The organism is Prosthecobacter sp. Pr1, assembly GCF_057652315.1.
Map to the genome: position 1 here is coordinate 43,798 of NZ_JBYFBS010000026.1, position 14,895 is coordinate 58,692.

The 14,895-nt window shown below is 59.9% G+C and carries 7 protein-coding genes; 3 read left to right on the forward strand and 4 right to left on the reverse strand.

The window, feature by feature from the left end; all coding sequences use genetic code 11:
- Window positions 1–48: 48 nt before the first annotated feature.
- Window positions 49–1,665 carry a formate--tetrahydrofolate ligase gene (locus tag AC24GY_RS26890; RefSeq protein WP_487689328.1) on the reverse strand — a complete coding sequence of 539 codons (1,617 nt, stop codon included), beginning with the start codon at window positions 1,663–1,665 and terminating at the stop codon, window positions 49–51.
- 402 nt (window positions 1,666–2,067) lie between these two features.
- Here AC24GY_RS26890 and AC24GY_RS26895 point away from each other — a divergent pair, with 402 nt between their 5' ends.
- The 3 genes from AC24GY_RS26895 (at window position 2,068) to AC24GY_RS26905 (ending at window position 7,462) form a co-directional block, all read left to right on the forward strand.
- The gene (locus tag AC24GY_RS26895) at window positions 2,068–3,879 is read left to right on the forward strand and encodes a glycoside hydrolase family protein (protein ID WP_487689330.1); all 1,812 of its coding nucleotides are present in this window, start codon (window positions 2,068–2,070) and stop codon (window positions 3,877–3,879) included.
- A 382-nt stretch (window positions 3,880–4,261) separates the two neighbouring features.
- Window positions 4,262–5,806, forward strand: a complete 1,545-nt coding sequence (locus tag AC24GY_RS26900) for a serine hydrolase domain-containing protein (RefSeq protein ID WP_487689332.1) — start codon at window positions 4,262–4,264, stop codon at window positions 5,804–5,806.
- 579 nt (window positions 5,807–6,385) lie between these two features.
- On the forward strand, window positions 6,386–7,462 hold the full coding sequence (locus AC24GY_RS26905) for a zinc-binding metallopeptidase family protein (protein WP_422319662.1): 1,077 nt from the start codon (window positions 6,386–6,388) through the stop codon (window positions 7,460–7,462).
- A 9-nt stretch (window positions 7,463–7,471) separates the two neighbouring features.
- Here the strand turns inward: AC24GY_RS26905 and AC24GY_RS26910 are convergent, their stop codons facing one another.
- From AC24GY_RS26910 to AC24GY_RS26920, 3 genes are read right to left on the reverse strand one after another with little or no spacing between them, the layout of a single operon-like run.
- The gene (locus AC24GY_RS26910) at window positions 7,472–10,972 is read right to left on the reverse strand and encodes a PAS domain-containing hybrid sensor histidine kinase/response regulator (RefSeq protein ID WP_487689334.1); all 3,501 of its coding nucleotides are present in this window, start codon (window positions 10,970–10,972) and stop codon (window positions 7,472–7,474) included.
- Between the two features lies 1 nt (window position 10,973).
- Entirely contained in the window at window positions 10,974–11,426 is a 453-nt protein-coding gene (locus tag AC24GY_RS26915) for a response regulator (RefSeq protein ID WP_487689336.1), read from the reverse strand.
- Window positions 11,423–14,614: a PAS domain S-box protein gene (locus tag AC24GY_RS26920; RefSeq protein WP_487689338.1), complete on the reverse strand. Its 3,192-nt coding sequence runs from the start codon at window positions 14,612–14,614 to the stop codon at window positions 11,423–11,425. Before AC24GY_RS26920 ends, AC24GY_RS26915 begins: the two co-directional genes overlap by 4 nt.
- Between the last annotated feature and the right edge of the window lie 281 nt (window positions 14,615–14,895).

The following is a 14,895-nucleotide window of genomic DNA, read 5'->3' on the forward strand; positions in this document are numbered from 1 at the left end:
GCAGTGCAAACTAGAGCGTGCGCCCGGTGACGGCAAGACATCGCATGGCTAGATGCCGCTCATGATGCCGTCATCTGTGACCTGGATGCGCTCGGCGGCGGGGATCTTTGGCAGCGCGGGCATGCGCATCATGGTTCCGGTGAGGGCGACGAGGAATCCGGCGCCGTTGGCGATTTCGAAATCGCGCACGGTGATGGTGAAGCCGCGCGGGCGTCCGCGCTTTTTCGCATCGTCGGAAAGGGAGTCCTGGGTTTTGGCCATGCAGAGCGGGAGCCTGTCGAAGCCGCTGCGTGCAAACAGCGCCAGCTTGGCCTTCGCTTCCTCGGTGAGCAGAACACCGTCTGCGCCGTAGATCTTGGTGGCGATGGCGGTGAGCTTGGTTTCGACGCTGTCATCAGGCTGGTAAAGGAAGGGCAGCTGCGGGACTTCCGGCGTCAGAGCTGCGAGCACTTTTTCGGCGAGCTCGACTGCGCCTGCGCCCCCTTCCCCGAAGACATTGGCCGTGGCGCTGGGAACGCCGCGTGACTGGCAGAACTCATGCACCAGGGCGAGTTCGTCGGGGTGGTCGTTGGTGAACTGGTTGACCGCGACGATGACGGGGCGCTGAAACTGCGCGGCGCTGTCGAGGTGTGCGGCGAGATTTTCCAGTCCGCGGCTCAGGGCGGCGGTGTCGGTCTGTGTGAGCTGGTCCAAGGCGGCTCCGCCGTGCATCTTGAGCGCACGCACGGTGGCGACGATGACGATGGCGGCAGGTGCGAGTCCGCTCTGGCGGCACTTGATGTGCATGAATTTTTCCCCGCCGAGATCGAAGGCGAAACCGGCCTCGGTGACGGCGAAGTCGGCATGGGCGAGTGCCATGCGGGTGGCGAGCACGGAGTTGCAGCCGTGGGCGATGTTGGCAAAGGGGCCGCCGTGAAGGAAGGCGGGCACGCCTTCAACGCTCTGCACCAAATTGGGCGGCAGCGCCTCACGCAGCAGAGCCATCATGGCGCCGGTGACGCGGAATTCCTTGGCATAGACGGGATCGCCCTCGGCGGTGAAGCCGACGACGATGCGTTCGAGACGATGACGCAGATCCGGCAGCGACTCGGCGAGGCACATGATGGCCATGATTTCGGAGGCGGCGGTGATGTCGAAACCGGTGACGCGTTCGGTGGGTTTGCCCACGGCGGTGCGAACGATGCGCAGGGCACGGTCGTTCATGTCCATGACGCGTTTCCAGAGCACACGGTCGGGCGAGAGCCGCGTTTCGCCGAGAAAGAGCTGATTGTCGATGACGGCGGAGAGGAGGTTGTGCGCGCAGGTGATGGCGTGGAAGTCTCCGGTGAAGTGCAGATTGATGGAATGCGCGGGCAGCACGGTGCTTTTGCCGCCGCCGGTGGCACCGCCTTTGCGACCGAAGACCGGACCCATCGAGGGCTGGCGCAGGGCCAAGGCCACGCTTTGCCCGATCTTCTTCAATCCCTGCGAGAGGCCGATGGAGACGGTTGTTTTGCCCTCGCCCGCCGGTGTGGGTGTGATGGCGGAGACGAGGATCAGCCTGCCGCGCTGCGGTTTATTGTGCAGGGCCTTGAGACTGACCTTGGCCATGTGACGGCCGTGCAGAATGAGATGCTCTGGCGCAATGCCAAGATCAGCGGCGATGGGGGAGATGTCCGGATGCATGCGGGATGGAAGCGCGCAGAATGGCAAGGGCTGCTGTGAAGCAAAGGGTTTTCCAATGCCAAAATGCAGACGGGTCCTTTCGACCGATGAGCTGGGAAGACAGGTGGCCGGGAGGTTGTCTCCAAACAAGCTTCTGATATAAACCGGGGATTGCCACGTCTTCACCGCCAACGCCTGCCGCCATGAACTTTGCCGCTCGTCCCCTGCTCGTCATCACTTTCACGTTGGGCGCCACCTGGCTGGTCGCACAAGTGGCCACGAAAAAAGGCGGGATCGAACCGGGGAGGCTGGCTGGCAGAGGTGGTGTTTTTCCAACGGCTGCCGAGAGACCTCAGGTTTTTTTTGGAAACGCTATCTCAGACAACCCGCAAGCATGAGACCGCATGACTCGTTTTGTGCCGCATGAACCGGCTCATTGTCCTCCTTCTTGTTTTCTTCGTCGGAATTGCTCATGCCGAAACTGTGGCCACCCCAGCGGCGGAGTTTTTTGCCACTGACTCACGCGGTTTCTCACAGGCGGCGAAGGCGGTGGTCATGACGGATTTGTCCAAGATGGAACCGGCATCCGCGCTGATCACCGGCAAGCGGCTCAAGGGAAAGTGGAAGATGATCCCCTTCACCACGGCGGACATGAAAGGCACGGCGCTGTCGATCTACAGCGCGACGAATCCGCCGGGGGTCAGGCTGCCGCTGGCCGAGCGTGGATGGCATGCGGTGTATGTCGGTCTTGCGACGACCTCGGGTGGCTTCAACATCGGGGGCAATGGCATCAAGGCGAAGCTGAGCGATGAGCCGGTCTTCAAGCGGATGGCGAACAATCTGGCGCTGCTGAAAAACCGGCGGGCGGTGATTCAGGAGTGCTTTCTCACGGTGGCGAATCTGCACGGGCAGTCGGTTGAGATCGCGCCGATGCCGGGACTGCCGGCGACGGTTTGCTATGTGAAGGTGGTGCCGCTGACGGATGCGGAGGTGAAGGCGAGCCAGGCCCAATCGCAGCAGCGCACGTCCATTGCCACGTTTGACGGGCATAGCTGGATCTGGCCGTTCAAGCCGACGACGGCGGAGGAGCTGGCGGAGGAGTTTCGCGGCTTTGAAAAGACCGACATTGGCAAGTGGTGGTTTCAGGTGACGGGGGCGGATCTGGTGTGCTATCAGAGCAAGGTCGGCACGTATGCCGGTGAAGGCACGGTGGATTTCCCCAGCGGCGCCTATGCGACCTACACGCGCTCGCTGGAGACGCTGTTCAAGAAAGGCGTGAATCCGCTGAAGGTGGCGCGAGATGCGGCCAAGGCGCAGGGGGCGGAGTTTCACGTGATGCTGCGGCCTGCGGGCTGGGTGGGATCGATGCCGTATGAGGAGACGTTCAACAGCAAGTTCTTCTATGAGCACCCCGAGTGGCGGTGCTTTGACCGTGACGGAACGCCAACGTTTTTCATGAGCTATGCCAACCCTGAGGTGCGGAAGCATTTGATCGAGGTTTTCCGTGAGACGCTGGAACTGCAGCCGGAGGGCGTGGGCTTTCTGTTTAACAGGGGCATGCCGCTGATGCTGTGGGAGGATGCGTTTTGCGAGCGCTTCAAAGCGATGCACAACGCTGATGCGAAGGCGGTGGAGGATGATGATCCGCGCATTCATGCGACGCGTGCGGCGATCATGACGGACTTCATGATGGAGGTGCGTGCGCTGCTGGATGAAACTGCGGCGAAGCAAGGCCGCAAGGAGCGCTACAAGATTTCGCTGGGCACCTTTGCGAAGGAGGCAGACAACCAGCGCTGGGGGCTGGATCTGCCGAACTGGATTCAGAAGGGACTCGTGGATGATCTGGCGACGACGTGGTTTGCGTATCATACGTCGTTTGAGAAGACGCCGGGGAAGATCGACATGGAGTACTACCGGCGCATCACGAAGGGCACGAAGACGAAGGCGTACCCGATGGTGATCGCCTGGAAAACGGGCAAGCCGAAGGAACTGTGCAAGCAGGCGGCTGGATATCTTGCTGCAGGAGATCCGGGCATTGCGATTTGGGATCCGCAGGTGATGAAGGGCTGGCTGGAGGGGTCGCCTGGGAATGTGTTTGATGTGCTGGGCAAGCTGGGGCATCGCGATGAGCTGGAGCGCTGGGCGAAGGAGGGTGTGCCGCAGCCGCTGACGATTCCGCTGACGCGGCTGGATGAGAACCATTTCAGCCGCTGGTTTCCGAACACCGGGTTTTGATCTGGTGCTTGTGGGTTGTGCCCGACTTGAATGATGAGGGGTTGATGGTGTTGATCGCGGGCTTTGGAGCTGGCGGGACGCTGTCCGCGCGGCGGAGCCCAGTGCAGACGCTGCTGGTGAGCGTGGGGTGTGGCGAAGGTGCTGGTTTTGCTTCCCGGTCGTGTATTGGCATACCCAGGGAAGCACTCGCCAAAGCTCGGCATCCCTGGGCTATATTACGCAGCCCTTTCAGGGCTGGTGCAGGCGCGGGGCGGAGTGATGAAGAGAAAGGTATTCCAGCAAGGACGCGCTGAATGCTGGCATCGTGAACCAAAGACAAACTGCCCTCGCTGAGTGGCATTCATGCTTGTCATATTCGCACTGGTTCTTGTAATCTCATTGTATGAGCACCTCACGCCGTTCCTTTCTTCGCACCGCCAGCCTTGCGCCATTCAGCCTGTGGATTCCGCGGGCTTTTGCAGAGGAGACAAGCTTGCAACTGGCGCGCAGTACGCCTGAGGTGCAGGGCGTTGCGGCTGCTGGCATTCTTGATTTCATGGATGCCATCGAGCGGGAGAAGTTTGAACTGCACAGCTTCATGATGCTGCGGCATGGCAAGGTGATCGCGGAAGGGTGGTGGAAGCCGTATGGGCCGGAATTCGTGCACACGATGTACTCGATGAGCAAGAGCTTCACCTCCACGGCGGTGGGCTTTGCCGTGGCCGAAGGGAAGCTGAGTGTGGAGGACAAGGTGGTGTCGTTTTTTGCAGATGACCTGCCGGCGACGATCAGCGAGAACCTGGCGGCGATGCGGGTGAAGGATCTGCTGACGATGTCCACCGGCAATGAGAAGGAGCCGACGGGCGTGGTGGTCAAAGAGGAGAACTGGGCGCGGACCTTTCTGGCGCAGAACTTCGCGCACAAGCCGGGGACGCAGTTCATGTACAACAGCGCGGCGACGTACATGTGCTCGGCCATTGTGCAGCGGGTCACGCATCAGACGGTGCTCGACTACCTCACGCCGCGCTTGTTTGCGCCGCTGGGCATCACGGGCATGAAATGGGAAACGTGTCCGCATGGCATCAACACGGGCGGATGGGGGCTGAGCATTCAGACGGAGGGGCTGGCGAAGTTTGGCCAGTTCCTACTGCAGAAGGGCCAGTGGAATGGCAAACAACTGCTGCCTGCGGCGTGGATTGAAGAGGCGACGCGTTTTCACATCCAGCAGCCGGGCGGAGACAAGAAGGACCGGCCCAAGGCGCAGAACGACTGGCTGCAAGGCTACGGCTATCAGTTCTGGCGCTGCCAGGGCACGGCCTTCCGTGGCGACGGGGCGTTTGGCCAGTTCACCATTGTGCTGCCGGAGCAGGATGCGGTGATCGTGATGACCAGTGAGAACAAAAACATGCAGGGCCAGCTGGATCTGGTGTGGAAGCACCTGCTGCCTGTGATCGATGCCAAGGAACCGAAGGCTGCTGATTTGAGCAAGCTCAAGACGCTGGCACTGGCGCCGCAGCAGGGCAGCAAGACTTCACCGGCAGCGATCGGCAAGAAATTCAAACTCGAAGGCAACGCGCTTGGCCTCAACACTGCGGCTTTCAGTTTTGGTGACGGGGCCTGCAGCTTCTCCGCCGACGATCAGACGATCACGTGCGGGATTGAGTCCTGGCAGCGTGGCGAAGCGGCTTTCCCAGGGACGCCGCCGCGTCTGATTTCTGGCGGTATGCCGAAGAAGCCCGTGCCTTCCAAGATCGCCGCGAGCGCGGCGTGGACGGATGACAAAACGCTGGTCATGCAGTGGCGCTACTATGAGACACCGCACAGTGATACGGTGACGTGCCGGTTTGAGGGCGACGAGGTGAGCATCACTTTCATGAACAGCATCACGGCGATGAATCCGAAGGCGAAGGATGCAAGGGCGCCGCTGAAGGGACGTGTCGTTGCGTGACCCGAATGGCGCTCAGTTATGGGTGTTGATCGTGAGTTTTGGAGCTGGCGGCGCTCTATCCGCGCGGCGGAGCTTATGGCGGACGCTGCTGGTGGCCGTAGGGTGTGGCGAAGGCGCTGGATTTGCTTCCTGGTGCGTGTTGCCATACCCAGGGTCGCCTCGCCGAGGCTCGGCTGCCCCTGGGCTGATTCCGCAGCCCCTTTGGGGCTGGTGCGGGCAAGGTGGCGGGTGGTGAAAGAGAGAGCCGTCCCTGCAAGAATGCGCAGAGAGTGTCCAGCATCTCGGATAGACGACACTTCGCCTTAACTGAGTGCATTCTTGCCTGACACCTTATTGTGGCACGTCGCTGCGACGGAATTCGATGCCTTTGATCCAAGATTCGCCGTTGGGAAGGCAGTTGAATCCGCTGAGAACACGCTGGGTAAAAATCATGAGTGCCATCAAGTGTGGCGGTCATCTTCTTGCGGAGAACAATCCAAAACAAGACTGAGCTGCTTTTTCACATCCGCGCAAAGAAGCAGGGGCGATGAACCTTCACATGACAATCGCCCCATTCGCGTCGAGGAGAGACCCACTTTAATGCAACGATTTACCTGTGAGTGCGGCAATGTGCTTTTCTTCGGCAGCTCACGCTGTTTGAAGTGCAGCAGCGATGTGGGTTATGATCCGCAACGGGGTGCGATGCAACGTGTGCGGCCCGACAGCACAATGAAGCGCTGCCAGAACGGCGTGAAGCACAACGTCTGCAACTGGCTGCTGCCGGCCAGCGCCACGGCGGTGCTTTGTGTGGCCTGCCGCATGAACCGTACGATCCCTGATCTGAGCGCGGACAGAAACCGCATGCTGTGGGCGCGGATGGAGATGGCGAAAAGGCGGCTGATCTACACTTTGCTGCGCCTTGGAATCGGCTTGCCTTCGAAGAAGGACGACCCCAAGAACGGGCTGGCTTTTGACATCGTGAGCACGCTGTCCAATCCAGCGGTGACCACGGGCCATCTCAATGGCGTGATCACGGTGAACCTGGAAGAAGCGGATGACACGTACCGTCAGTTCAACCGGCAGCAGCTCGGCGAAAGCAGCCGCACTTTGCTGGGACACTTCCGGCATGAAAGCGCGCACTACCTGTGGCAGCGAAATTTGTCGGAGCTGGCATGGGATGACCCGCTGCGACTGGCGTTTCGTGAACGCTTCGGAGATGAGTGGATCGACTACGCAGCAGCGCTGAGCACTTATTATCAAAACGGTGCTCCCGGGGACTGGGGGCAGAACTACATCACCGCCTATGCCTCCTCACATCCGTGGGAAGACTGGGCAGAAACCTGGGCGCATTATTTGCAAATCATCGAAGGGCTGGAGACTTGTGAGAGCCTGGGAATCCAGGTGCAGTTCATCGCGCTGCCGCTGGTGATACTGCCGGTGGAATCGGGAGCACTCCCGGCCATGCTGCCTGCCACGCCTGCTGAGGATGGCGAATTTCTCGCGTGGTTGCAGCGCTGGATGTGCCTCTCCTCGGTGCTCAACGAGATCTCATTCAGCCTTGGCGAGCCGGCGCTGTATCCCTTCGTCATTTCGGTGAAGGCAGCGCAGAAGCTGCGACTGGCGCATCATTATGCCCAGGCATGGGGGCTGGGCGGCAGGAAAACGGGGGAGGCCTGAGGAGACGGCCTATGCGGGGTCGCTGAGAACCTGATGCAGTGCTGTCAGAATGGTCCGGGCCGTGAAGGGCTTGGGCAGAAAGTGCTTCACCCCCATGGCGGCGGACCGGGCTGAACTGCCATCGTTGGCGAGTCCGCTGGCTGCGATGATTTTGACATTCGGATTGAGCCTTTGAAGAACCTGAATGGTGGCCTGCCCTCCCATGACGGGCATCATCATGTCCGTCACGACGGCGGCGATGTCTGAGCGATGAATCGAATAGAGCGCCACCGCCTCCGTGCCGTCTGCTGCGACCAGGACGCGGTAGCCATAGGTCTCCAGCGTCTGCTGGGTGATGGCGCGCACAGCGGCTTCATCATCCACGAGGAGGATCAGTTCGTCGTTTCCACGTGGGTGCGTGTCTTCCTGAACTTTGGTGGCCGCACCCACCGGGGCCTCCATGGCAGGAAAACAGATGGTGAAGGTGGTGCCATTGCCGGGCTCGCTGTAGACGTTGAGGAAGCCGCCGTGGCTTTTGACGATGGAGAGCACGGTGGAGAGCCCAAGGCCGGTGCCTTTGCCATGCTCCTTGGTGGTGAAGAAGGGATCAAAAATCTTGTCCACCACCTCCGGCGGGATGCCGGTGCCGGTGTCCGTCACTTTGACCCTGAGGTACCGCCCCGGAATGGAGCCTGGAGTCATGCCGGCGTAGTGGTCGTCCACCTGAAGAGTGGTGGCGGTGACGGTGAGGGTGCCGCCGTTGGGCATGGCATCGCGGGCGTTGACGCAGAGGTTCAGCAGGACCTGATGCACCTGGGTGTGATCACCGGAGAACAAGGGAAGCTCCTTGTCCAGCTCCGCACGAAAGACGATCTGCTTCGGGAAGGTGTCCTGAACGAGATGCTGCATGTCCTGGATGATATGCCGGACATCGATGACCATGCGCTCTCCCTCCACGCCGCGGGCAAAGGAAAGGATCTGCTTCACCATGTCCGCACCGCGTTTGGCACTGGTCTCAATGGTGGAGAGCACCGCCGTGGCGCGCTCATCGCGGCAGGTCATGCGCAGCAGTTCGATGGACATGAGGATCGGGGCCAGGACGTTGTTGAGATCGTGGGCGATGCCCCCGGCGAGCGTGCCGATGCTTTCCATGCGCTGGGCACGAAGGAACTGCTGCTCGAGCTTTTTCCTCTCGGTGATGTCACAGTTGATGGCCAGAACGGCCTGCGGGCGACCCGCTTCATCACGAACCAGCGTCCAGCGTGCCTCAACTAAAAGCAAACCGCCTGCCTTGGTGATCTGCTGAATCTCACCATTCCATTCGCCATGAGTGAGCACGGACGCGATGGCCTGTTCATAGGCGGTCTGATCGCGGTAGAGGAGTTCTCCGGTCTGACGGCCTCTGACCTCTTCAGCCGTCCACCCGTAGAGCAACTCGGCGCTTTTGTTCCAGTAGGTGATGCCGTGCTCGAAGTGCCGCACCAGGATGGCGTCCCGTGCCTTGTCCAGCAAGGAGGCCTGCTCATGCAACTTATCCCTGGAACGTTTGCGTTCGGTGATGTCCTGGGCCACACCGACCACGCGGTAGATCTCCCCGCTGGCATTGGACACGGGAAAGGCGCGGTCGCGTATCCACCGCAGCGACCCATCAGGGCGGATGACGCGGTATTCCTCATCGTAGGTGCCAGCCGCCTGCTGGGTGGTGGCGGCCTGCAGCACACGCTTCCTGTCGTCCGGATGAATCGCCTCCAGCCAGTTGTGCGGATTGCTTTGCAGGCTGGCGCAGGAGCGGCCCCAGATGCGCTCATAGGCCGGGCTGATGTAAAGCATCTGCTGCTTCGTCATGTCCGTGATCCAGAAAACTTCCTGGATGGTTTCGGCGATCTGGCGGAAGCGCTCCTCGCTCTCGCGCAGCGCCTCTTCGGCCAGCTTGCGCTCGGTGACATTTTCATGCGCGACGACGACACGCACCGGACCTTCGCCGCCGAACTGGGTGACGCGCACGACAAACCAGCGCTGCTCGCTGGCGCTATGGTAGGGGTATTCGAGGTGAAATTCAGCCTGCCTCCCGGCCATGACGGCACGGATGCCGGCAGCCACAAGGGCGGCTTCCTCGGAGAATCTGCCGGTCGAGGCATCACAGAGATGAAGGTAGTTGTCTCCCACGCCACGGTGCATCCCCCTGAAGTCGTTTTCGCTGGCAAACCGGTTCCAGGCCTCATTGACTTCGATGATGGTACCATGCTCGTCCAGGATGGCGATATGGGAGGTCAGGGCATTGAGCGTGGACTGCAGGAAACGTTTGGATTCCAGGAGTGCGGTGGCGTTTTTCTTGCGCGCGGTGATGTCATGGAAGGCCCAGATTCTGCCGTAGTACCGGCCATCTTTGCCTACCACAGGGGATGAGTAGCGGTCCAGCACGGTGCCGTCTTTGAGCTCCACCTCATCACGACCGATCTCCTCAGGATGAGTGAAGAGATGATGCACACGTGCGGCAAAGGCCTCGGGATTGACTGTCCTCGAGGTGACCCACTGCAGCTGGCCGCTGTCATCTTTGTCGTCCGCAAATTGCCGGGGGATTTGAAAAATATCGACCATCCGTTGGTTTTGCAGGAGCTTCCGGCCCTGCTGGTCCACCACGAGGATGCCATCAATGGAAGCACAGACCTGGGCTTCGAGAAAGGCTGTCTTCCAGCGCAGTTCCTCCTCCGCTTGTTTGCGGTCGGTGATGTCCCGGCAGGTGCCAAGTGCGCGCAGTGCTTTGCCCTGCTGATCATGAAAGACCTGCCACTGCTCCTCGACGAACTTGATCCTGCCATCGGGCATCAGGAGGCGGTGTTCGAGCGAGTTCACGGAGTCCTGACCTAGCGACTGGTTAAAAGCCTGATTCACCCTTTCGCGGTCTGCGGGATGCACGACATCCAAAAAGTTCTGGTGCGTCGGCTGAAACTGACCGGGCGTGAGTTCAAAGATGCGATAGGTTTCGGCAGACCAAGTCACGGCCAGCGTGGAGAGATCGGTGTCCCAGCTGCCCATTTGGGCCACGGTCTGAGCAGCCGTCAGATGTGCACGTTCGGTTTTCAGTTCCGCCGTCAGTTCCCGCAGTTCCTGCTCGCTTTGCCTCAGCGCCTCGGCGGCCTTGGCGCGCTCTCTGCGCAAACGCCCTTGCTCCAAGGCTTGCCTGACAGAGATCTCGAGCCTGATCAGACGGTCTTTGAGCAGATAATCGGTGGCTCCCAGCCGCATCATCTCCACCGCCACGTCTTCACCGATGGTGCCGGAGATGATGATGAAGGGAATGTCATAGCCGCTCTGCTTCAGCAGTTCCAGAGCACGCGGCCCATTGAAGGTTGGCATCTCGTAGTCTGAAAGGATGACGTCCAGATCAGGCATCAGCTGGTCCAGAAACTCCGGCTCCGTTTCAACGCGGGTCCAGTCCGGATCGAAGCCGGCCTGGCGCAAGGCGCGCAGCACCAGCTCGGAATCGTTGGGATTGTCCTCTGCGAGGAGAACACGCAGTGGCTGGTTCATGTTATTTTTCCAACTTGGGAGGCTGGTTGAGCAGGAGCCAGTACATGCCAAGCTCCTGCACAGCAGCGGTGAACCCTTCAAAGTTCACCGGTTTGACAATGTAGCTGTTGACCCCGAGCTGGTAGCTTTTGACGACATCCACCTGCTCTTTGGAAGAGGTGAGAACAACGACAGGAATGTGCTTGGTGCGAGGGTCACCTTTGATGCGCTCCAGCACCTCCAAGCCGTCCACCTTGGGCAGCTTCAGGTCGAGCAGGATCAATCTGGGCGTGTCCTCAATCCTCCGCCCCACATGAGGGCCTTCGCAGAAGATGAAGTCCAGCGCCTCCGCCCCATCCCGGGCGATCTGGATGCGGTTGCCAAGGTTGGCATTGCGCAAAGCGCGCTGGGTCAGTTCCAGATCCTCCAGGCTGTCCTCGACCAGCAGGATTTCGACGATGTGTGTTTCGTTCATGGTTGGTTGGTTCCTTCTAAAGTGAAATAAAATGTGGCTCCCTGGTCCACGACGGCTTCCGCCCAGACCCTGCCCCCATGGCGGTGGATGATGCGCTGCACGATGGCGAGTCCGACACCGGTGCCGTCGTAGTCCTCCGCGCGGTGCAGGCGCTGGAAGACGCCGAACAGCTTGTGGGCGTAGCGCATGTCAAAGCCGGTACCGTTGTCCCGCACGAAATAAATGCTGACGGGCCCGTCCGTTTTGCAGCCGACTTCGATCACTGCGGATGCGCGTTTCTGGGTGTATTTGATGGCATTGGACAGCAGATTGATCCACACTTGTTTCAGCAGGGAAGGATCACCCTCGCACGCGGGAAGTTCGCCCATGATCAGCTGGATGCCCCGCCCCGCCCGCTGGGCGCTGAGATCCTCCAGTGCGTCCTGAACGAGTCTGCGGGCATCAATGGTGCGTTTGCTCAGAGTCGCCCGGCTCAGTCGCGAAAAGCTCAGCAGGTCGTCGATCAGATTGCCCATGCGCTGGGCGCTGGTGCGGATGACCTGAAGATAGCGCAGTCCATCGGGAGGCAGTTGAGAGCCATAGTCCTCCAGCACCGCGCGGGAAAAACCATCCATCGCACGCAGCGGGGCACGCAGATCGTGAGACACGGAGTAGGAGAAGGACTCCAGCTCCTTGTTGGCGGCTTCGAGCTGCTGGTTGGCCGCCTGCACCTTTTGAGAACTTTGAAAAATCTCCGCCTCCATCTGCTCCATGCGGGCGTTAAATTCCGTGTCTCTGCTGACGGCCCGTGACTTGCTGAGCACGAACTCGGTCACCTCCTCCACGCGATGGATGATGTACTGGACCTTGTGGTCGGCACCGACCACGGGAGAGTTGATAGGACTCCAATAACGTGGCTCAAACACGCCATCCGGGCGGCGGACGTCGTATTTCTGGATGGCCATCGTGTCGACCACACCGTTGGCCAGCACACGTTTGAGCGAGGACCGCAGATTCAGCTCTCCGTTGGCCTCGGGATCATCCGGGTTGTCGGGGAACACCTCGAAAAGCCCTCGTCCCACGATGCCTTCACGGGTGGTCAGGGTGGCCGCCAAATAGGCGTCACTTACGGCCACGATTTTAAATTCTGGTGTGAGCACGAGGTACAAACCCGGCAGCGATTCAAAGAGGCTTTTGAGCTCTGCGCGGCTCTGGCACAGCTCGCGGTTGGCGGTTTCAAGCTGAGCGGTTCGCTCGACCACCCGCTGCTCCAGTTCTGCATTCAGGCGCTGCACCTCCTCCTCGGCAGACTTGCGTTCGGTGATGTCCACCCATGCACCAAAGACCGCACGCTCTCCGGTCTCGGGTACGATGAAAGGCATCTTGATGGTCTGGAGAACACGCGTGCGGCCTGACAAATCCGTGTGGTATTCCTCGGCAATGTTCTTTGTGACGCCAGAATCCAGGACGGCGCGGTCATCCGCCCGGCAGGCCTCCGCCTGCGCCCTGTCTGGCGCCAGTTCGAAATCATCTTTGCCCAGAATGTCCTCAAGAGGAAGACCGCGGGTCTCAGCCAGAGCTGGATTGGCAAAGATGTAACGGCCTGCGGCATTCTTGGCAAAGATGCCATGGGGCACCAGATTGGTGATCAGACGCAGCCACTCCTCACTGGCCCGCAAGGCCGCCTCGGAACGTTTGCGCTCCGTGATATCAGCAAACATGGACACCACCACTGAATCGTTTTCGCCGGGAAAACCGATGAGTTCCATGGAGATCAGCGCGTCCAGCCGCTCGCGGTTCCTGCGCCGGAACTGCGTCTCGCGATCACGAACAAACCCCTGGGCCTGAAGATTCTCCATCACGGCGGTGCGTGTTGCCGGATCATCCCACAACGCCAGATTTACAGACGTCTGGCCGAGGAGCTCTTCGCGCGTGAAATCGAAGAGCTGGCAGTAGCGCTCGTTGACCTCGATGAAGCGGCCATCGCGGATGGTGGTGATGCACATGGCCGCAGGATTGGACTGAAAAGCCTTTGCGAAGCGTGCTTCACTCTGGCGCAGCGCAGCCTTCGCCATCTGCTGCTCTGTGATGTTACGTGCGATCTTGGAAGCCCCAATGACATTGCCATGGGAATCTTTGATGGGCGACACTGTGACGGAGACCGCGATCTGCTCACCCGACCTGGTCAGCCGCATGGTCTCAAAATGCTCCATCCGCCTGCCAAGCTTGACGCGGGACAGAATCAGGTCTTCTTCGTTGTGCCGGTCTGGTGGGATGATTTTTGTGATCGAATGCCCCAGCATCTCACTGGCCGGAAAGCCGAACATGGCTTCAGCACCTTTGTTCCAACTAGTCACGATGCTGTTTAAATCTTTGCCGATGATGGCATCGGCCGAGGAGTCAACGATGGCGGCGAGCAGCGCGGTCGCTTCTTCATCCTTTTGACGTTCACTGATGTCGCGGAGAATGACTGTGAAGATCGACTGCCCTGCCACTTCGACCTGTGAAATGGAACCTTCGATCGGAAACGTTTCCCCATTTGCGCGAACACCTTCCAATGGTTCCAGCAAGCGTTTGGAGGGGGCGGCAGGAGCTGAGTGTCCGGCCTTATCCACATGAAGTACGGGCATGTGAGGAATGAACCTGCTCAGAGGCTGTCCCATGGCCTCCGCCGCAGGGCAGCGAAACATCTCCTCCGCTGCTGCATTGAAGAGCATGATGGAGTGAGTGCTGTCCATGCTGATGATCGTATCCATCGCCGAGCTCACAATGCCCCGCATGCGCGCTTCACTGAGAAGGTTTGATTCACGACTGGCCGTGAGTTCCAGCGTGCGCGCCTGGACGCGGGACTCCAATTGTTCGTTGGCAGCGCGGACGGCAGCCAGCGCATCCGTCACCTGCCGGCTGGACTGCTTCAGTCGTTCATGCACCAGCGCGAAAAGCACGCCCATGCCTGCAAACATGACCACAGAAAGGAAGGCGCGGGAGTCTTGAAAGATGAAGGAGCGCTGCGTTGGAATGAAAAAATACCACACGATGAGCGTGGAGAAGGCCGTCGCCCAGAGTCCGCCGCACAAAGCCCCCCTCCAGGCACTGAAAAAAACGGCCGGGTAGAACAAGAACCAGACAAATGGCTGAAGCCATGACCAGCACAGCCACTGAATGCTAAGCGCCGCCAGCGGGAGCAACACCGCTGACGAAGGTGGCATCCAACGGGAAAGCTTCATTGCCAAGACGTGATGATGCCGACTCCTTCGCGCTGCAGGAAGAGAAGCGGCTGGATTGACCCATGAGAACCGCCAGCGTGGTTGGTGCCGGGACAGTGAGAAAGCAAAGGTATCTTCATGACCGAGCTGAGGTAAGCATGATTATTGCATCATGGGTGATGCATCTATTGTTAGCCAGTCATTGCAACAAGCAAACACCAAGTCTAAACACAATCATCTTAAGTGAATCGGAATGGGCGGCGGATGGCTAAATAAATATTTAG

Excerpts from the sequence above, each read along its gene's own strand:
- AC24GY_RS26890 (WP_487689328.1), bottom strand. The coding sequence starts at position 1,665 with ATGCATCCGGACATCTCCCCCATCGCCGCTGATCTTGGCATTGCGCCA.
- AC24GY_RS26895 (WP_487689330.1), top strand. The coding sequence starts at position 2,068 with ATGAACCGGCTCATTGTCCTCCTTCTTGTTTTCTTCGTCGGAATTGCT.
- AC24GY_RS26900 (WP_487689332.1), top strand. The coding sequence starts at position 4,262 with ATGAGCACCTCACGCCGTTCCTTTCTTCGCACCGCCAGCCTTGCGCCA.
- AC24GY_RS26905 (WP_422319662.1), top strand. The coding sequence starts at position 6,386 with ATGCAACGATTTACCTGTGAGTGCGGCAATGTGCTTTTCTTCGGCAGC.
- AC24GY_RS26910 (WP_487689334.1), bottom strand. The coding sequence starts at position 10,972 with ATGAACCAGCCACTGCGTGTTCTCCTCGCAGAGGACAATCCCAACGAT.
- AC24GY_RS26915 (WP_487689336.1), bottom strand. The coding sequence starts at position 11,426 with ATGAACGAAACACACATCGTCGAAATCCTGCTGGTCGAGGACAGCCTG.
- AC24GY_RS26920 (WP_487689338.1), bottom strand. The coding sequence starts at position 14,614 with ATGCCACCTTCGTCAGCGGTGTTGCTCCCGCTGGCGGCGCTTAGCATT.